Raw genomic sequence first — 18,889 nt, forward strand, 5'->3', positions numbered from 1 at the left:
GTGAACTTGAGTGCTGAGCAAATAAAAGGGTGATGGTGCTACTCACCATCACCCTTGAAGAAAGATGGATTTACTAAGCTTGTGGCTCGCTATTTTCTGCGCCCTCAGCAGGTTGCTCTGCGCTGGTTTGCGTCTCTGAAACCAGATCAGCAAACACTTGCGTTGGTTTACCCACTAAGCTTCGGTTTTCTTGATTGACTTCTGTCAGGACGATTTCCAGCACATCACCAAGTTTGTACACCACTTCTTTATCGATCAGTACCGTGCCGTCTTCACCATTACACTCGATACGCTCTTTGTTATCGAGGATCAGGGCTCCCGGAATAAAGGCCATTGCACCATTTTCGAGTAAGCGCACACGCATGCCCGGACGGTTGATATCGAAGATCTCGGCTTGGAAGCGGGTTTCTTTCGCTGGCTCATCAGCCAGTGTGCGCGCATACAGCCAATCTGCCACATTACGTTCAGCAATTTTGTGGTGTTTACGGTGCAGAGCCAGTTCTTCACCAACTGTCTCATCCGGCGTTTGCACCGGGGCTTTGCCCAGAATGTGCGCTTTCAGTAGGCGATGGTTGATCATGTCGCCGTATTTACGAATCGGCGAAGTCCACGTTGCGTACACATCAAGGCCCATCGCGAAGTGGGGGAGAGGCTGGTTGCCAATCTCACTGTAGCTTTGGTATTTACGAATACGATTATCGAGGTAGCTGGTTTCTTGTGTGGCTAGCCAGCGGCGCAGAGCAGCAAAGCCTTCCACCGTTGCCAGCGTTTCAGCGTCCGCATTCGGTGCACTGTGAACAGCCATTAACTCCACCACGTCGGCCATTTTCTCCGCTTTAAAACCAGCGTGGGTATTGAATACACCAAAACCAAATGTGGTTTGCAGCGTTTTACCCGCACAGATGTTGGCAGTGATCATCGATTCTTCGACCAAGCGGTTTGCCGTACGGCGCATGTCAGCATGAATCGCCACGACATCGTTTTCGGCGCTAAGTTCGAAGCGATAGTCTGGACGATCTGGAAATACCACGGCATGGGTTTCACGCCAAGTCGCACGCGCTTGTGAGAAAGCGTAAAGGTCGCGCACCACTTGGGCAATTTCTTCGCTTGGTTGCCACTGTTCCGAGCTGCCAGTCTCCAACCAGTCAGAAACATGGTCGTACACTAGGCGTGCGTGAGATTTGATGTTGGCTGCGAAAAAGCGAATATCATCGCCAATCACGCCATCTTTACTGATCGTGACTGAGCAGCATAGGGCTGGACGAACTTGGTCTTCCATCAGAGAGCAAAGCTCATCGGCGAGATCGCGTGGCAACATAGGAATGTTGCGACCTGGCAAATAAATGGTAAAGCCACGCTCACGAGCCACTTTGTCCATCTCATCTTCTGGGGTGATGTAAGCGGTTGGATCGGCAATCGCGATGGTCAGCGCAAAATCACCGTTTGGCAGTTGCTGTGCGTACAACGCGTCATCCATATCTTTGGTGGATTCACCATCGATGGTGACAAAAGGCAGTGCGGTCAGATCTTCACGAACCAAGTCTGCATCATCTTTGAGTTGCCAATCGTCAATGCCCGCAGGCTCGCTGTTAGGCAGATCGTTTTCCGCTAATGTCACCCACCAAGGGGCAATTTTGTCATTCGCATCGGTGATTTTGTGTGAAATCTGCACAAAGAAACCATCGTCACCTTTCAAAGGGTGGCGGACAAGGTGAGCGACGACCCAATCACCTTCTTGGAAGTCAGCTTCGTTGAGGCCTTTCTTGGTTTTGGCCTTCAGCGACAGCTTTTTCAGTTGTGGATGATCCGGCGCGACGTTCAGTTTGCCTTTAAATAGTTTTACGCGGCCAATGAAGCGAGTCAGCGATTGCTCGATGAGTTCAGAAGGCTCAGCCACTTCGCGTTCATTTTCGGTACGGATGAAAGCCACGACTTTGTCGCCATGCAAACACTTCTTCATATAAGGAGGCGGAACAAAGTAGCTGGTTTTGCTATCGACTTCGAGGAAGCCAAAACCTTTGTCACTGGCTTTGATGGTGCCTTCTTTCTTAGGCAGGGTTTCTTGGATTTTTTGTTTAAGCTGCGCGAGGAGCGGATTGTCTTGGAACATCTTTTTTATCTAACCGTTTAAGTTGGGCACACTATAATCATTGAGGGGCTGGATTACTACCGAAAACGTGAGATTGAGCGCCGTTGGCTGTTTATTTATTCGCTGAAATTGTCAGCAGTTTTGGTGTTTTAATGGGATTTTTCGGTCAATCAGGCATCATTTTTCCTTTGCTAAGAAATTTTTGTGATGAAATTCAATTTTTCCTAGCTTTTTTTATGCATTTAAGGAATAATCCGCGTCCCTTATATGTCCCTAGCGGCTTGATGCGTTTTAATACTTATCCGCATCTGAACGGACTCAGCAATTCATTGGATTGGTTGGAAATGGTAAAGCACGTGGGACCTTGGTTATTTCTTCATTTAGTGGGATCCCCATGCAAGATACTGCAATTCAATTCAGTGATTTAGCACTGAACAGCGCCATCCTTTCTGCCCTAAACGAAATGGGCTTCGTATCACCAACACCTATCCAAGCAGCAGCAATTCCTTTTTTGCTTGAAGGTCGTGATGCACTGGGTAAAGCGCAAACAGGTACAGGTAAAACAGCGGCATTCTCTTTGCCTCTGCTGAACAAACTTAATCTCTCTCAGTACAAGCCACAAGCTATTGTTATGGCGCCAACGCGTGAGCTGGCGATTCAGGTAGCGGCTGAGATCAAAAACCTAGGCAAAAATATCAAAGGCCTCAAGGTTCTTGAGATCTACGGTGGTGCATCGATTCTTGATCAAATGCGCGCTCTGAAATCTGGCGCTCACATTGTTGTGGGTACTCCAGGTCGCGTAAAAGATCTGATCACTCGTGATCGTCTACACCTAGACGAATGTCATACTTTCATCTTGGATGAAGCAGACGAAATGCTGAAAATGGGCTTCGTTGATGACGTGACTTGGATCATGGAGCAAGCGCCAGAGTCTGCACAACGCGTACTGTTCTCGGCCACCATGCCGCCAATGGTGAAAGAGATCGTGGAACGTTTCCTACGTGATCCAGAGTGTGTTGACGTAGCGGGTTCTAACCAAACGGTCGCGAAAGTTGAGCAACAATACTGGGTTGTAAAAGGTGTAGAGAAAGATGAAGCGATGGCTCGTCTGCTTGAAACCGAAGAAACCGATGCTTCTATCGTGTTTGTCCGTACTCGTCAGGATACTGAGCGTCTAGCGGATTGGTTGTGCGCGCGTGGCTTTAAAGCGGCGGCTCTGCACGGTGATATCCCTCAGTCGCTACGTGAGCGCACCGTTGATCATATCAAACAAGGTGTGATTGATATTCTGGTTGCGACCGACGTCGTCGCACGTGGTCTGGACGTTCCTCGTATCACTCACGTATACAACTACGATATTCCATTTGATGTGGAATCTTACATCCACCGTATCGGTCGTACTGGTCGTGCTGGACGTAAAGGTAAGGCGATCCTGCTGGTTCGTACTAACCAAATCCGCATGCTACGCACTATCGAGCGTGTCACTCGTTCTTCAATGGAAGAGATCCAACTGCCACACCGCGATAAAGTGGCTGAATCTCGTCTGACTAAGCTGGGTCAAGAACTGGCAGCAGATAAAGAGTTCAGCTCGCTCGAGCGTTTCGCTGATTTGGTTGAAAAACTGCAAGCGTCACTGGAAATCGATGCAACGACTCTGGCTGCAATCCTGCTGAAACGTCAGCAAGGCAAGCGTCCACTGTTTTATGTCGGTGCTGATCCAATGATCGAAGCGATGGAGCGTGAAAAATCACGTCGTCGTGAGCGTCGTGATGACCGCCGCGATAGTGATCGTCCTGCTCGTCGTGAATTTGGTGCCCGTGAGCAAGAGAACCATGATTGGGATACTTACCAACTGCAAGTTGGCCGTGACCAAGGCGTTCAAGTAAAAGACATCGTCGGCGCTCTCGCAAACGAACTGGGTCTGACTAAAGGTTCTATCGGTGCGATCAAACTGGCCCAAGGCCATACGTTTGTTCAGCTACCAAAAGCCATGTCAAATGACGTTTCTAGCAAGCTACGTAAGCTGCGTATCCGCCAGAAAGAAGTGGGCGCAGTCGTGTGTGACTTCGACGATTTCCGCGAATCTCGTGGTGGTGCTCGTCGTGAAGGTGGTCCACGTCGCGAAGGTGGTCGTCGCCCAGAAGGCAACCGTGAAGGCGGTTTCCGTGGTGGTCGTGAAGGCGGCCGCGAAGGTGGTCGCGCACGTAGTGGTGAAGGCCGTCCTTTCCGTGAAGGTGAGCGTCGCTTTGAGCGTAACCGTAGCGGTGAAAGCAGTGGTAGCTACCGTGGTGAGCGTGGCCATAGCCGTCGTCGCGAAGAAGCGTAATACACTGAATTGATTGAATTGATAAACCCGCAGATAAAAATGCGGGTTTTTTGTTATCTGCGTCGCATGATTCCATTTCATTGCTACACTTTAACTGGGTGATAAATAAGCAGAACAAACAATTCAACCAATGAGGTGAAGCATGCGCAAATGGCTATGGCTCCTGTTACTGCTGACGATGCGAGTTTCTGCGGTTGAAATTTCGCCGTATATTGTGAATGGTACTAATGCGAACGTTGCAAACTACCCTTCATTTGCCAGCTTGGCGATTTATATCTCTCCCTATCAATACAGCTCAGGAACCTACTGTGGTGCGACGGTTCTTAACTCGCGTTATATCCTCACAGCAGCACACTGCATTTATGGTGATAGCTATGCCATGCTTTACACAGTAGCCATCCCTCAGTTACAAGATGAAAGTGATTACCCGAATGGGAATGTTCAATTTGCACGTGGTTCAGAGTTCTATTACCCAGACAGCTATGTGAATTCATCTTCCGTTTATTGGCCAAATGATATTGCGATCATCAAATTAGAAAGCGACCTTAATGTGAGTAATTTCGTTGGGGTACTCAATAGCTCAATCAATAACAGCTATGACGTGAATGGGACCTATAAAGCGATTGGTCACGGCTATGTGAATGGCAATGTCGCCGGAGGAACCCGTTTATTAGAGACCACCTTAACCTTTGTTCCGTTTGCGACCTGCTCGGCTTATTACGGTGCTAATTTAGGCTCTGGGCATGTCTGCTTCACTGGTGTACAAAGTGGTTCGTACCGCAACTCAACCTGTTCTGGGGATTCTGGTGGCCCTGTCTATTGGGAGAGTGGCTCTGGCTATGTGCAAATCGGGATCACCAGTTTTGGACCATCTACCTGCGGTAATCCTGCGCTTCCAGTCACTTCGGTATTCACTGAAGTATCCGATTACTACGGTTGGATATTACGTGTTATGAATGGCCTAGAGACACCGAAGTATTATGTGACGGAAAGTAATGGTGTGCGGCAGTTGATTGTAGGAAGAACCACAGCGGCTGTCGTGAGTGAAAGCTCATCCGGAGGGAGTGTCTCTTTTCTTGTTGCTTTCATTTTAGGCATATTGATGATTATTCGACGTAACAATCTGTATATTTGAAATTTATGTTCAAGGGTTGTTTGATTTGAGATGTTAATCTGACATTATCGGTATTCACTTTGTCAATTTATACAACCCTAGGTAACGACTTTGAATAAACTCAAATTATTCTTTGGGACTCTTTATCCTATCGCTTGCGCTGTGCTCGCTTTATTAGCCATCTTTACGCTATCACGTTTAGGCCTTGCGATATGGCATTTTGACCGCATAATGGATGCAGACGGTTGGATACGCATTTTTGCTAGTGGCTTACGGGTGGACTTTGCGTCAATCTGCTACTTATTTATTTTGCCTGCACTTTTAACGAGCCTAATTTCAGGCGAACACTGGCTTGGACGTATTTGGAATTGGGTGTTGCGTCTTTGGATCACGGCTGGGTTATGGGTCGTTGTATACATGGAAGTCGCTACGCCACCTTTTATTATTGAGTACGATCTGCGTCCTAACCGTTTGTTTGTGGAATACCTTATCTATCCGAAAGAAGTCTTCGGTATGCTGTGGTCAGGTTACAAACTGGAGCTATTTATCGGCCTAGTCGTGAGTCTTATGACGGTTGTGCTCGGCTGGCGATGGAGTAAAACATTGGTTGCCAATTTACATTATCCGAAATGGTATTGGCGTCCAGTGATTGCTGTGCTTGTGGTAGCAATTGGGATACTAGGGGCTCGTTCTTCTTTAGGGCATCGTCCAATGAATCCGGCAATGGTCTCTTTCTCGAGCGATCCTTTGATGAACGATCTTGCGCTCAACTCCTCGTATTCAGTTATTTTCGCTGCCAAGCAAATGGGCTCGGAAGCCAACGCGTTTGAATTTTATCCGAAAATGGATAAACAGCTTGTGATTGACGAAGTTCGTTCTTCAATGACCGTCGTACCAGAAGATTTCATTAGTGATGACAAACCCTCTTTAGCCAATCATGTCGCGACGTACCAAGGTGCTCCTAAAAATATCGTCATTTTGTTGATGGAAAGTCACGGCGCACGTTATGTAAAAAGTCTTGGGGGAATTGATGTTTCTCCAAACATGGACAAGCTGATTAATGAAGGCTGGGCATTTACTCGTATGTACGCTACTGGTACTCGCTCAGTACGCGGTATTGAAGCAGTAACGACAGGCTTTTCTCCAACGCCTGCTCGCTCAGTGGTGAAGCTAGGTAAAAGCCAAAATAACTTCTTCTCAATTGCAGGTTTGCTGAAAGCTCTACAGTACCATACGCAATTCATTTACGGTGGTGAGAGCCATTTTGACAATATGAGGAGCTTTTTCCTCGGTAATGGCTTTGTGGATATGCAAGACCTAGCTACCTTCTCTAAACCCAAATTTATCGGTTCATGGGGAGCGTCAGATGAAGATCTGTTCAATAAAGCGGATGAGCAGTTCAATCAAATGGCAAAAGAAGGTAAGTCTTTCTTTAGTTTGGTATTTACCTCGTCTAACCATAGCCCGTTTGAATACCCAGATGGTGTGATTACTCAATACAACGAACCCAAACAGACGGTAGAAAATGCAGTGAAATACGCTGACTATGCATTGGGTCAGTTTGTTGAGAAGGCGAAAAAATCACCTTATTGGGATAACACTGTGTTTGTGGTTGTCGCAGACCATGACGCGCGTACACAAGGTACCAATCCAATCCCAGTTGAATATTTCCATATTCCAGCAGTTATTTTTGGCGGTGGCATTGAAGCGCGTAAAGATGACCGCTTACTCAGCCAGTTAGACTTAGCGCCAACGTTGCTGTCTTTAGCGGGTATTAGCAGTCAAAACCCCATGATAGGCTTTGATTTAACCAAAGATGTTCCTGTTGAAAAGCAACGCGCGATGATGCAACGCGACAAAAATTTTGGTTGGTTAACACCGGATAACCAAGTGGTTGTATTACAGCCAGGACAAGATATCACAACCTATCAATATGATTCAGTGACACATAAGATGACACCGATCCAACTTGATGCATCCATTGTGACTAGGGCGCATGCTAATGCGATGTGGGGTAGTTTGGCATTTAAAGAGAATTACTATACCGCACAAAAAAGTTATGAATTGGAAAAATAAGCCATTTCATTAACCGCCAAACAGAGAAGGCGACCTTAGGTCGCCTTCTTTATTACCGAGTGAATCGTTTACGAGTCTCGTTCCACGATAAGGAATTAACGATCCCAGTACGCTTCTTCCAAGCTATCTTCGCGCTCAGGTAAGGCACGTGATAAGCGTGGTGAATGCTGAGTCAACACTTCATAGCTGACGCGGTTTGCGTACTTACACACTTGAGAGAGCGAGGAATAGGTCAGATATGGCTGATCATGCTTGGCAGAATTGGGCACATTGCGTTGGTGATACGCGTTTGCCGCCATATCGTGCAGCAACGCAGAAAGTGCGCCATCGCCAGCCCCATTGGTGTTTTTAATCTCTAGCGGGCCGCCTAAGTATGGGCCAATGTGAGAGTAAACTTTCAGCGGGGTGCGGCAATCCTCTTTACGCATTGCGCGGCTGAATTCGTACTTATTAAACTCAGGAATATTACCCGGTAGCAGAGGTAGCTCTGTTTCACGCTTAGCTGACTCGTCAATATAGCCCGCCATATACAAACCCACAGGGCCTGCCGTGCACAGCACTAAGTCAACCCATTGCAGGGCTTTATCTGCAGCGAGCAGAGGGTCGCGTTCACCAGTGAGCGCTGCGCCTTCTTCTTCATTCATCGCAACAACGGTCACATGCTCTTTCATGTAGTTTTGCCACCATTCGGCGTTACCTTCGATCACATATTTTGTGCCTAGGGTTAGAACCACAGGAATACTGCGTGCTTTTGCGATTTCAATGGCGCGTTGCACCGCTTGTGGCATCGGATCTTCAGGTTTACCACGCATCAAATAGGATGACACAACCAAAGCCGAAGCTTTATCAAACACTTCTTCGGGAATGCTATCAGAGCGCAGCTTATTCATGTGCCCTTCATTGATCGCAAACGTTCGTTCACCATCTTCAGAAATCAAGGTGTAGCAACGACCGATAGGACCATCCACCGTTTGCAAGTGGTTTAAATTCATCCGAGCTGAGGTGCGGCACAGGTAGCGATAAGCGTATGAGCCGACTTCGATATTTTTCGACATCACACCCAGCAACACCGATTTGCTGTCCGCTAAAACCGAATAGTTGTGCAATGTGTTACCAATGGTATCTCCCGGATACTGGTGAGTGATCAACCCACGTACAACCAATTCGTGGTAGAGCGCATCCGCTTTGCTCTCTTCCAATACCAGTGAGTGACCTTTACTGAGTTCGTAGCGAGTTAAAAACTCGTCATCGACGCGAGCTTCGATATCAACGATGGTTTGACCGACACCGACAACAGTAGGGCGATTGAGCTTTGGTGTTTGCTGAATTTGGTTGACGAGTGGATCGCGGGCGTGAGTTGGAAAATAGTGCTTAGATTTGCGCTGACCGGGAAACTTCATTTTGAAAGTGTTAATTGACAAATTTTCGCGCATCATATCACAGATGTGGCAAATTACTTTCATTTTTATTGCAGCCTGAAGTGATGTGAAACGCGTATCAGGCTGCGCAGTGTAGGACTATTTGCTCTGTGTTTCAGGGAAGGCGTTGTAGGCTTGAGTTCCCCACAGTGGCACGGTAGAAAGGCTGTGTTTGAAACTGCCGGATGTTTCTTTGGTCGAATAGGAGAGGTACATCAGGGTTTGGTTTTTGGCATCAAAAATGCGGCGAATTTTCATCGATTTGAAGAAAATACTTTTGGACTTTTGAAACACTACTTCACCAGAGGCAGATTTATCAATTTGCGCAATCATCTCAGGGGTAATTTCGCCCGTCTGGCGGCAAGAAATGGCGGAGTCTGATGGGTCGGCCAAACTTAAATCGGCTTCAATGCTCGCTACATGGCAAGTCACGCCAGTGACAACCGGGTCGGTCAGGTTATTGATTTTAATGTCTTTCAAGGTAAACATGCCGAGGCTAACATCACCGACTTCTGAGCGATCACAACCACTCAAAACGAAAGCGAAGGAAAGAAGCAAGGCAGTGCGAATTGGATTGAGCATAATCAAGTTCCGTTTAAGTTAATTGTGTATCCCCTTTCTACTTGAAGTTGCAGCGGTACTTAAGCGTCTACCTGCAATTCCACGTCGTTTGGGTATATATCACCTTTCTACCTGATACTGGGACACTCAGTGCGGCAACTTCAGGCTGTTTGGGTTTACATCATACTGATTTTCTGGCGATAGTGCAGCCTCATGGCTAAGACCTTGATACGCAATTCGCTATGAACAGGGATTAAAGCTTGTTCCGTGCTGGCTTGATGAGTATGCTGCGTTTACTGCGACGCTTATTGATTAGGTGTTGCTTCACCAACCAAGAAGAAGTCCCCTATGATTTACTCTCCCTCACCTGTGGTTGCAGCCAAAAATCAGTGGTTATTAAGCCAAGTGGATGTCGAATTCCCAACTGCTGAAAGTTTAGAGGGGCGCGATATTTACCATGCGTTAAACCTACAAACTGAAGTTTCGTTGTTTCAGCCGCAGGCATGCAGTGTGCCCTTGCTGCAAGAGATCTATCTGGTGGATTTTCATCGCTTAACCATATTGTTTGCTCTCTTGCAAGCAACGCGTAGCCCAGAAAAGCATGATCAAGAACGTTTGGTTGAATTTTTTACGCAAATTATTTATTCACCGCCATGTCAGCTATTCCTAGGATTTCATCTTGGTGAGCCCGTTGCGGCCGGTATGGTGACCGAGCATGAGCAAATGGTTTTGCTCTCAGATCTGGTTGTGAAACCCAACAACCTGTTTGAAACTCGCGAAGCGTTTGCCCATGCACTGTATGCAAAATGGCAAGCGATGACGGCAAGCCAAGCGATCCCTTACATCGAACTCTGAGCCAGTTTAGTTTCTGTTCGCAAAAGAGTGACTTCAGTAGAAGTTATGCACGTTTGTGCATGGTTTTCTGCCATTCTGTTAACTCCATCCTTTTTAGTGCCACAGTGAGATATACACTGCTAATGAGGACGGAGGGATAAGTAATGACTGGATCCAGAGTAAAATGTGTCATTTTTGACTGTGAAGGAACCTTAGTAGACAGCGAACGTTTGTGCTGTGAAGCTCTGGTACAAGTGTTTGGTGAGCTTGGGGTGTCATTAAGCTATCAACAGGTAGCGGAGCATTTCTCTGGCGGCAAAATTGCCGACATTCTCCATTCCGCCTGTCAACTGGCGCAGATCACCGCCGATATTGACTTGCTTGAACAGCGTTATCGTTCGATTGTCGCAGCAACGTTTCGGCGTAAACTTTCACCGATGGGCGGCGCTAGGGCATTGCTCAACTACTTGAAGCGTAACCACATTGAATTTTGTGTGGCTTCAAACGCACCACGAGAAAAAATCGCGATGACCCTGACTCTCGCTGGCCTTGAGCACTATTTTGAAGGGCGGATTTTTTCTGCTTTTGATGCCAACAGTTGGAAGCCTGAGCCAGATCTCATCCGTTATTGTGCAATGAACATGGGCTTTACATTGGATGAGTGTATCTATGTTGACGACACTCCAAAGGGTGTAGAAGCGGGATTAAATGCTGAAGTGCTGACATTTCAATTAAGCCCATTGAATCCGCAAAATCGCAGCCATTCTCAACAAGTCATTGTCTTGAGTAATTTACTCCAATTAGCGGAATTCTTGAGTGGTAATATGATGCGCCAATCTGCGTAACCGAACCTTTATCGACGTCACTCTAGCCTGTTGATCGCAGTCGTTTGATTAAAGAACTTAAACGAGTGAAAACTGAATACTTGCCATACTTTTCACAACCGCATTCTTCATCCTTGAACAGAAGAACAATGCGGTTGTGATGAATGCCGATTCTCTACTATTGACGAGTTTTGATACCAATGTGAACAAAGCGATTCGTGAGATTCGCTTTAGCGGCCAGCATAGGTTGAATGCTGGTAAGGGTATTGGTGTGAAAGCCACATTTCGCGCAGTAAAATTTTTCTCTATCGGCAGAAATGAAAAATTCATCGTGTTGGCAGAGGGGGCAGCAATCGAGCGTTTCTTCTGCAACGGTTTCTTCGACAAGTCGGTTATCCATAGTTTTATTCTCAGCAGCAAAAAAAGTGAGTATTGCTTCGCGTCTTTGGTGACGCTAGGCTTGTGATGTAATTTTATATTTGCATTTAGCATAAACACTTTCTGAAAGTTTGTTGGTGAGCCGTTCTATTTTTGTTCCAAAATTGAGATGCAATTCATAGAAAATACATGCACAAATTGTCATCGATCATACTCTTATCGAGTTCTGTCGGAACTTGAGGTTAGCTTTTCCAGTAGGGCGGAGATGACGCCAATAAACATCACTTTGACGAGTAAAAAACATCGATGAAGCCAGCAGATTTGAATCCCACTGACTATTGCGTGGTACTGACGACCACTAACGACAAGCACAATGCTGAGCACATTATCCATCATCTGCTTGAACACAAGCTTGCTGCCTGTGTTCAAGTTTTGCCGATAGAAAGTCATTATCTGTGGCAGGGCAATTATTGTCAGGACAAGGAGCTGCTGCTGGTGATCAAAACCCAAGTGGCTTGTTACGCTGCGCTTGAAAGTGCCGTTCAGCTGCTTCATCCGTATCAAGTACCACAGATCGTGCAACTGCCGCTTACTCAAGGTTTTGAACCTTATCTAGCTTGGCTTAAACACAATACCCAGCCTTAGCCTCTAGTTCGCTGCCATGCGAGTAAGCAAAGTGCGGTGATGGCACCTAAGGTATCGCACAACATATCTTTCTGGGCATCCCAAACATCCCCTTGTGAGCCTAAAAACGCGATACCTTCTTCGCCACCGGCGAGCGCGGCGTACCACCATTCAATAATTTCGTAAGCCGCAGCAAGGCTCATTAAGCTAAATAGTGCAAAGCTGTAGGCTAGCCAAGGTTTCGTTTGCTGCTTACGTAACAGCCATTCCGCAATAGGATAAGCATAAAGACCGATGGAGAAATGGGCGACGCGATCGAATTGATTGCGTGTTGAGCCGATCAGGGCATTAAACCAGTCAAAAGGGACTTCCGCGAAGGTGTATTTTGCGCCTATGGTGTGCAAACAGAGCCAAACAAACATCAATACATAGGCGGTCGTGCTCATTGACCAGCGTAAAGAGACCCACCAAACCGTGGCCAGTACCAGAATGGCGGGGATGATTTCGGCAAACCAAACGGCACGTGAAGTAGGCGCTATGGCTGAAAAAACAAAAACCAAGCTGTAAAAAAGGGTCAATCCGATAAGAGGTCGCGACAATGGCATAGTAAATCTCCGTCAATGGAATGGGTACTATCCTGCCATCATTATGAACATTGTTCAATTTTCAAATATCCAGAGCGAATGAAACGTCAGAAATCTGGCTTTTTCAGTGTCAGAAAAACAGCCTGCAAGCCTTATGGGCATTGATCTTCACACAATCAATATTTGCCATTTCACCGCCGTGACAAATGGGTTAGATTGACCTTGAATTAGAGTATTTCGTGGGAATGGAAGCCTTATGTCAGACAGTCGCCAGCTTGCTGCAACGTTTCAGACTTATATGGAAAATCCGCTGTTGTGGCCGATTTTTGAGGTTCTGAAACGCCAACCTTCAGGATGGAAAGTGCATACCTTAGCCGCTCACTTGAGTGAGTTAGGCATCATGCCGGTCTTAGACCCTCAGCCGGAAAAAGATCTGTTCAAGCGAAATTTCCTAATCATGAATGCGCTCTATCAGCTCCAAGAAACTCTGCATCCAGATAAATGGTTGCAAGTTGAAGCGATGAACATCATTTTAACCCCGATGATGCGTAGTGAATTCCACGACATTGATGTCAATGATCCTTTGCGAGATTACTACACGCAGTGGATGAACTATGAAGCGAATGAAGGGGAAGTGAAGCGTTTGCTCAATGAGTTTTGGAGTCGATATCGACACTCAGTGGGCAGCCATAACGGTAAGGATTTAACTCGAGGACAAGCTCTGCGTCTGTTTGAATTAACCGAAGAGGCGAGCGCCGTTGAGATCCGTAAAACGTGGCGTAAGCTTGCTTTGCGCTGGCATCCCGATCGAGAAAATGGCAATGCCGAACGTTTTCGGATCTTATGTGAAGCGTGGAATGTGCTTAGGCAAGAATTCTAATCAGGCCTTAGAAACAGTAACGCGACGCGTTGGTCGCGTTACTGTTTTGAAGCTCATTGGCGCTGGAAACTCAGTTAATGGCTTAGGCTTTAAATTGTGCTTTTCGCATCCGGTTTAGGGCTGCCATTGCATCTAAAATACGCGGCTTAGCTAAATCACCGTGGTTTGGCATGGCTTGATACCAGTTACCTTCAAGCATTTTAGTCATGGCTTTGGCTGGATTGTCTGTCCAACCTGGCAGTTGTGCCAGTTGGAACCACAGCCAACCAATGGCATTCACTTCACTTGAACTTTGCAACTGCTCCAGTGCGGAAATGTCCGTAAACTCTTTACCAAAACGCAGAGCATCCAAGCCTTTAGCCGACACACGGAATTTGCCATCCAGCAGCAGTTTTTGCAAAGTGGCACAGTTGAGAGCTCGTGGTGTAAAGGTCGCGAGTGGGGTTTCACACTCATTACGACGCAGCGTTGGGTGCTGGGCAATCACTTCACGCGCTTTTTCTGTTACGTCGACGGGTTGGTAGTCGTGCATCTGAATGACGGTATCGGCTACATCCAGATAGTCACCAGAGCCCCCCATCACCACCAGTGTCGAGATGCCGAGATCATCACGTAACTGACCGATACGATCCACCAGCGGCGTGATCGGCTCTTCACCTTTGCTAACCAGTGCCTGCATACGCTCATCACGGATCATAAAGTTGGTGGCAGAAGTGTCTTCATCAATCAGCAGGGTTGTTACGCCCGCTTCAATCGATTCTTGTAACCAAGCCGACTGCGAGGTAGAGCCAGAAGCATCTTGCGTGCTGAAATCGGTCGTGTCTTTACCCATAGGTAAATGATTGATGTAGTTCGATAGATTGAGATTGTGTACACAACGGCCTTCTTCAGCGCGGATCTTCATCGCTTTAACATCAGTGACCATGCGCTCACGACCATCACCCGGAATATGGTTGTAGACCGAACGCTCAAGCGCGGTCAGCAAGGTTGATTTGCCATGGAACCCACCGCCCACGATCAAGGTAATCCCTTGTGGAATACCCATACCCACCAGTTCACCTTGGTTAGGCGTTGAGAGGGTGACTTCGAGAGATTTCGGGGCGATGAAAGGAACCGCTTCTTTCATTGGCAGATCGCAGTTACCGGCTAATCGTGGCAATACACTGCCGTTAGCGACGAAAGCGACAAGACCGAGATCGTCCAGTTGAGTGCGCATCGCTTCCTGATCTTCTACGATTTCACAATGATGCAGTAGCGCGGCTTTATCTAACTCGCGTTCAAGCGTGGCACGGCGAATGTATTTCGGCAGGTGAAAGGTTAAGATATTCAGCGCTTTTTTCGCCAGAATATCGCGTCCTTCCGCTGGCATACTCATGCGAAAACGCAGTTCGATACCGTGTTCGTTAAACAGAACAGAGGTGCTATCGAGAACCGTTTGACCGCTAATAGCGATCGATAAGCTGTTGTCTTGTTTGGCGAACTCTGCAAAAGCACGAGCGATGAAATCACGCGCAGCCATTTGATAAGCCGGGGATTTCTCTTTCAGCCAATCTAAACCGGTCAACGACCAAGCGCGCGTAGCACGCAGGCGAGAGGCTGAAGCGTATGGATCAGACTGAATGTGATCGATGAACAGAGTAAAGTCGCCAAAGTCGTACTGACCTTTGATCTGCTGATAAGCACGATAGTTCTGCTTTTCGAGTTTCTTGAGTGTTGCAATTAGTCGATCCATCTCGATTATCGCTCATAGGGAAAGAAAAAGAGGAGCGCGATTATAGGTAGCGCCCACTGAAGAGTAAAGGAATGATAAGCCAATCTGTTTGTGCTCGACAACCACAGACCAAGGAATGATGACTTCGATTATATCTGAGCTCGGCTTTCGAGCTTTTGCGTAAAGGCCTCTCTGGGCATGGGCTTACCATATAAAAAGCCTTGGCCGACATCGCAGCCATGTTCAAGAATGAACTGTTCTTGTTGTGTCGACTCAATACCTTCCACCACCACGTTTAAGTTCAGTTTTTTCGCCACATGCAGCATAGAGCGCACAATTTCCTGATCGCTTTCACTGTGTTCGATCTGCTCCATAAAACTTTTATCAATCTTGATGCCATCAAACGGGAATTTTTTTAGATACTGAAACGAAGCGTAACCCGTACCAAAATCATCGAGTGACAAAGTCACGCCCAGTGTGTGTAGTCGATTGAGAATCTCACTCGCGGTCGGTTCATCGACAATCAAGCCACTTTCGGTGATTTCCAGTTCCAACTGATGTGCAGGGAAATGGTATAGAGCCAGCAGATCGCGAATTTGCTCAACAAACCCACTGTTCTTAAGCTGCACGGAAGAGACATTGATGGCGATATGAAAAGTTGGACACATCACTAACCAGTCACTGGCGGCTTTCAGAGCTTGGTGCAAAACAAAATCTCCCACTTCGAAGATCAGGCCGTTTTGTTCTGCCATATGAATTAAGGTTTCATTGGAAAACTCACCCAGCACTGGGTGCTTCCAACGCAATAATGCCTCAGCACCGACCCAGCGCTGGGTTTTCATGCTGACTTTGGGTTGAAAATAGAGCAGCAGGTCATTGTTGCGCACCGCTTGCAGTAAATAGTTTTCCAATTGATTTTGCCGCGCATGGTTATCGGCTAATGCGGGGGAGTGAAAAAACACTTTGTATCCCGAGTCCTTACACGCCAGCATGCTGCTGACGGCATGGCGCAGTAGCTGCTGCGGATCGCGCGTTTCGTGGCTAAGGGCTACGCCAATATAAGGGTTGAGGTGAACGGGAAGCCCGTCCGTCACAAATTGAGCTTGCCCAGCGTGAATTAAACGATGGCAAAGCTGATTTAATTGGGTGTCGAGCGGATGGGCTTTTAAGATCAGCGTCAAATTAGTCGAGTTAGGGCGAGCGGTCAGTAATTCCCCTTCCGTCACCGGGCCAAGCCGTTCACGTAACTGCTTTAACACATCATCCCAAAGGTGGTAACCCAGTCGTGCTTGTAATTGGCGGGCATTGGCAAAACCGATATGAATCACGGCGAGCTCTTCGTGCTCAGTTAATTGAGTCAGTTGCATCGCGAGCTGATGCTCCAATGCCGTGCGATTAAGAAAGCCAGTCCCAAGGTCGTGACTGCGCTGGTACTCAATCTGCTGTTCTGCGGCGCGGCGCTTATCGATCTCCTGATGGAGAGATTGGTTCAGCGAGGCGATACTTTGCATTTTATGACGAACTTTGAAGTGCAAATCTTGGTTCATTTGCAACAGCGTTTCGCGTTGGTAAAGGGTTTTAAGCTGAGCTTCAATCGATTCAGCAAAGGTTTTTATCAATTGCTGATCGGTACTAAGAAACTGGCGAGCTTGACGATCGGTGACACACAAAGATCCAAAAAGCTCACCGTTTGGCCATTGCAATGGCACGCCACAGTAAGCGCGCATGCCCAATTCTAGATCTGGGTTATCCTTCCACAATGGGTCGAGGTCGGCGTTACTGACCAGCAATAACTGGCGAGTATTAACCACAGTTTCACAATACAAGCCTGTGCCTAACCGTTCGGTCATGCCGACTTGATATGGGTTATCACTACTCACACTCGTGCAAAACACATCAAGGTCGTGATGACGTAAACGCATGATCAGGGTGGCTGAAACTTTCAGCACTTCGGCCAGCAGGTTGAGCATCTCCTGCCAACTTGCTTGCATGCTGGAAGGGATCGGGATCGAGTGCGAAAGGATCGGTGCCATTAATGAGTCCTTGATAGTGGCATGGATTTGGTGCCTGACTAGAGTGACTGACAACTGAAGCCACACCTTTACTTCAGCTGTCAGTCACTCTAACAAATGCCGATCAGAATGGCAGAGCGAATTGAGTCAGCTTGTGTGAATTCTCAAATCTAAAACAGAGGAGAGTGTCACTTGTTATAAATAAAGTTATGCATATCAACAGATTGGCTATAATCAATCTGGTCAAATTCAAACCCGTTAAGCTGCATAAACTCACGTTTAAAGCCCGCATAATCGCCTAACTGCTGAAAATTGCTGGCATTCATTTGTTGTAAACGTTCACGAACTTGTACTTGCGTATCAGGGTTCATCTCCCAATCATCCATGCGGATCAAACGTTCGCTATCGAGTGGAATTCGTGAATGACCATACAGCTTGTCGCTAAACAGGCGTTGCATCTGTTCAATGCAACCTTCATGGGTGCCTTTATTTTTCATTACTTGGTACAGCGCGATTAAGTAAGGACTCAAGCCGGGAATAAACACGCTGGCTTTTGTCACCAGAGCCTTGCAGACCACGGCATACGCACCACCATTAAAATTGGCGAGTTTCAAATTAAGAGAATGGCTAGTTTGGTGTAAATCGATTTTAGCGCGGCCTAAAGTACCATCCAGATAGATAGGGTGAGTAACGTCAGGACCCATATAAGAAAAAGCGATCGTTTTGCACCCTTCAGCGAGTGATTCGGCATTGATCAAGGTATCAATCCAGTTTTCCCAATCATCGCCGCCCATGACGCGTAACGTCCCTTCAATTTCCTCTTCGCTGGCTGGTTGCAAGGTGGTTTCCATCCACGTGTCATTTTCAAGCAAGAGGGTTGCGCCAGAGACCGCTTCACCAATCGGCTTAATCGCGGATCTCCAAAATTCAGCGTCAGCTTGTTCGCTTCTAGGCTTGCGGCGCATGCCACTGGCAATGCTGTAAATGATGAGATCCACTTCCCCTTCAAAATAGGTTTCTATCGCTTCAATCACTTGCTCACGCATCTCGGCGGAAAAAACATCGCCTTCGAGATTGACCGCGATGCGACCTGCTTGCTCGGCATACTGTTTAAAAAAGAGATTGTTGTAGTAACCGGCACTGCCGGTTTGTGTTTCACTCGGGGCACGTTCAAAGGAGACCCCAATCGTATCGGCTTGCGCGCCACCAAAGGTCAGCGCAATCCTTGCCGCGAGGCCAAATCCGGACGATGCTCCGAGGATGAGAACACGTTTGGGGCCTGACTTGATCGGGTTTGCTTGTTTTACGTATTGGATCTGCTGTAGGACGGCTTGTTCACAGCCATAAGGATGGGCGCTGCGCGCCACAACGCCCTGAATGAGTGGCTTGATGTGCATAGGGTCACCTATTCTCTAGTTAAGGGCTCAAAAATAACGTAAAGCTGAGTAAATTTTATTG

At 47.2% G+C, this 18,889-nt stretch carries 15 protein-coding genes; 7 read left to right on the plus strand and 8 right to left on the minus strand.

All coding sequences use genetic code 11. The features are described 5' to 3' along the window. Positions 1-73 precede the first annotated feature (73 nt). Positions 74-2,110, minus strand: coding sequence for an exoribonuclease II (rnb, locus tag CEQ48_RS04440; protein ID WP_089070385.1), 2,037 nt, complete (start codon positions 2,108-2,110; stop codon positions 74-76). Between the two features lie 373 nt (positions 2,111-2,483). Between rnb and CEQ48_RS04445 the strand changes: the two genes are divergently transcribed. The 3 genes from CEQ48_RS04445 (at position 2,484) to CEQ48_RS04455 (ending at position 7,605) form a co-directional block, all read left to right on the plus strand. Beyond that, the gene (locus CEQ48_RS04445) at positions 2,484-4,415 is read left to right on the plus strand and encodes a DEAD/DEAH box helicase (protein ID WP_198301089.1); all 1,932 of its coding nucleotides are present in this window, start codon (positions 2,484-2,486) and stop codon (positions 4,413-4,415) included. A 142-nt stretch (positions 4,416-4,557) separates the two neighbouring features. After that, a complete protein-coding gene (gene vesA, locus CEQ48_RS04450; RefSeq protein ID WP_089070387.1) occupies positions 4,558-5,550 on the plus strand; it encodes a GlyGly-anchored extracellular serine protease VesA in 993 nt (330 codons plus the stop codon). Between the two features lie 90 nt (positions 5,551-5,640). Continuing rightward, a complete protein-coding gene (locus CEQ48_RS04455; RefSeq protein ID WP_089070388.1) occupies positions 5,641-7,605 on the plus strand; it encodes an LTA synthase family protein in 1,965 nt (654 codons plus the stop codon). Between the two features lie 95 nt (positions 7,606-7,700). Here CEQ48_RS04455 and CEQ48_RS04460 read toward each other — a convergent pair whose 3' ends face one another. Continuing rightward, positions 7,701-9,005 carry an inosine/guanosine kinase gene (locus tag CEQ48_RS04460; protein WP_089070572.1) on the minus strand — a complete coding sequence of 435 codons (1,305 nt, stop codon included), beginning with the start codon at positions 9,003-9,005 and terminating at the stop codon, positions 7,701-7,703. A 117-nt stretch (positions 9,006-9,122) separates the two neighbouring features. Further along, positions 9,123-9,605 (minus strand): CreA family protein, encoded by a 483-nt coding sequence (locus CEQ48_RS04465; protein ID WP_089070389.1) that lies wholly within the window; start codon positions 9,603-9,605, stop codon positions 9,123-9,125. 327 nt (positions 9,606-9,932) lie between these two features. Here CEQ48_RS04465 and CEQ48_RS04470 point away from each other — a divergent pair, with 327 nt between their 5' ends. Beyond that, entirely contained in the window at positions 9,933-10,439 is a 507-nt protein-coding gene (locus CEQ48_RS04470) for a hypothetical protein (RefSeq protein ID WP_089070390.1), read from the plus strand. Between the two features lie 143 nt (positions 10,440-10,582). Then, positions 10,583-11,263: an HAD family hydrolase gene (locus CEQ48_RS04475; RefSeq protein ID WP_089070391.1), complete on the plus strand. Its 681-nt coding sequence runs from the start codon at positions 10,583-10,585 to the stop codon at positions 11,261-11,263. Between the two features lie 157 nt (positions 11,264-11,420). Here CEQ48_RS04475 and CEQ48_RS04480 read toward each other — a convergent pair whose 3' ends face one another. Continuing rightward, positions 11,421-11,642 (minus strand): transcription initiation factor TFIIIB, encoded by a 222-nt coding sequence (locus CEQ48_RS04480; RefSeq protein ID WP_089070392.1) that lies wholly within the window; start codon positions 11,640-11,642, stop codon positions 11,421-11,423. A gap of 284 nt (positions 11,643-11,926) precedes the next feature. Here CEQ48_RS04480 and cutA point away from each other — a divergent pair, with 284 nt between their 5' ends. Further along, complete coding sequence (gene cutA / locus CEQ48_RS04485) at positions 11,927-12,265, plus strand: divalent-cation tolerance protein CutA (RefSeq protein WP_089070393.1); 339 nt, start codon at positions 11,927-11,929, stop codon at positions 12,263-12,265. Here the strand turns inward: cutA and CEQ48_RS04490 are convergent. Next, positions 12,262-12,849, minus strand: a complete 588-nt coding sequence (locus CEQ48_RS04490; RefSeq protein WP_089070394.1) for a DUF2238 domain-containing protein — start codon at positions 12,847-12,849, stop codon at positions 12,262-12,264. The two genes, cutA and CEQ48_RS04490, sit on opposite strands and share 4 nt — an antisense overlap. Before the next feature lie 235 nt (positions 12,850-13,084). On the opposite strand from CEQ48_RS04490, the gene CEQ48_RS04495 reads away from it, so the two are divergent. Then, on the plus strand, positions 13,085-13,708 hold the full coding sequence (locus CEQ48_RS04495) for a DNA-J related domain-containing protein (protein ID WP_089070395.1): 624 nt from the start codon (positions 13,085-13,087) through the stop codon (positions 13,706-13,708). Positions 13,709-13,790: 82 nt separating this feature from the next. On the opposite strand, the gene CEQ48_RS04500 is transcribed toward CEQ48_RS04495, so the two are convergent. The 3 genes from CEQ48_RS04500 to fabV all read right to left on the minus strand — a co-directional run bounded on the left by CEQ48_RS04500 (position 13,791) and on the right by fabV (position 18,828). After that, a complete protein-coding gene (locus tag CEQ48_RS04500; RefSeq protein WP_089070396.1) occupies positions 13,791-15,440 on the minus strand; it encodes an ABC-ATPase domain-containing protein in 1,650 nt (549 codons plus the stop codon). Positions 15,441-15,568: 128 nt separating this feature from the next. Then, positions 15,569-17,452: a sensor domain-containing phosphodiesterase gene (locus CEQ48_RS04505; RefSeq protein WP_089070397.1), complete on the minus strand. Its 1,884-nt coding sequence runs from the start codon at positions 17,450-17,452 to the stop codon at positions 15,569-15,571. A 167-nt stretch (positions 17,453-17,619) separates the two neighbouring features. Continuing rightward, entirely contained in the window at positions 17,620-18,828 is a 1,209-nt protein-coding gene (gene fabV, locus CEQ48_RS04510) for an enoyl-ACP reductase FabV (RefSeq protein ID WP_089070398.1), read from the minus strand. Between the last annotated feature and the right edge of the window lie 61 nt (positions 18,829-18,889).

It is taken from the genome of Vibrio tarriae, from assembly GCF_002216685.1.
Taxonomy (GTDB): Bacteria; Pseudomonadota; Gammaproteobacteria; order Enterobacterales; family Vibrionaceae; genus Vibrio; species Vibrio tarriae.

What these genes read in the sequence shown, in the direction of transcription:
- CEQ48_RS04445 (WP_198301089.1), top strand. Translation starts at nt 2,484, where the DNA reads ATGCAAGATACTGCAATTCAATTCAGTGATTTAGCACTGAACAGCGCC.
- CEQ48_RS04470 (WP_089070390.1), top strand. Translation starts at nt 9,933, where the DNA reads ATGATTTACTCTCCCTCACCTGTGGTTGCAGCCAAAAATCAGTGGTTA.
- CEQ48_RS04495 (WP_089070395.1), top strand. Translation starts at nt 13,085, where the DNA reads ATGTCAGACAGTCGCCAGCTTGCTGCAACGTTTCAGACTTATATGGAA.
- fabV (WP_089070398.1), bottom strand. Translation starts at nt 18,828, where the DNA reads ATGCACATCAAGCCACTCATTCAGGGCGTTGTGGCGCGCAGCGCCCAT.
- CEQ48_RS04480 (WP_089070392.1), bottom strand. Translation starts at nt 11,642, where the DNA reads ATGGATAACCGACTTGTCGAAGAAACCGTTGCAGAAGAAACGCTCGAT.
- cutA (WP_089070393.1), top strand. Translation starts at nt 11,927, where the DNA reads ATGAAGCCAGCAGATTTGAATCCCACTGACTATTGCGTGGTACTGACG.
- CEQ48_RS04460 (WP_089070572.1), bottom strand. Translation starts at nt 9,005, where the DNA reads ATGAAGTTTCCCGGTCAGCGCAAATCTAAGCACTATTTTCCAACTCAC.
- rnb (WP_089070385.1), bottom strand. Translation starts at nt 2,110, where the DNA reads ATGTTCCAAGACAATCCGCTCCTCGCGCAGCTTAAACAAAAAATCCAA.
- CEQ48_RS04500 (WP_089070396.1), bottom strand. Translation starts at nt 15,440, where the DNA reads ATGGATCGACTAATTGCAACACTCAAGAAACTCGAAAAGCAGAACTAT.
- CEQ48_RS04465 (WP_089070389.1), bottom strand. Translation starts at nt 9,605, where the DNA reads ATGCTCAATCCAATTCGCACTGCCTTGCTTCTTTCCTTCGCTTTCGTT.
- vesA (WP_089070387.1), top strand. Translation starts at nt 4,558, where the DNA reads ATGCGCAAATGGCTATGGCTCCTGTTACTGCTGACGATGCGAGTTTCT.
- CEQ48_RS04505 (WP_089070397.1), bottom strand. Translation starts at nt 17,452, where the DNA reads ATGGCACCGATCCTTTCGCACTCGATCCCGATCCCTTCCAGCATGCAA.
- CEQ48_RS04490 (WP_089070394.1), bottom strand. Translation starts at nt 12,849, where the DNA reads ATGCCATTGTCGCGACCTCTTATCGGATTGACCCTTTTTTACAGCTTG.
- CEQ48_RS04475 (WP_089070391.1), top strand. Translation starts at nt 10,583, where the DNA reads ATGACTGGATCCAGAGTAAAATGTGTCATTTTTGACTGTGAAGGAACC.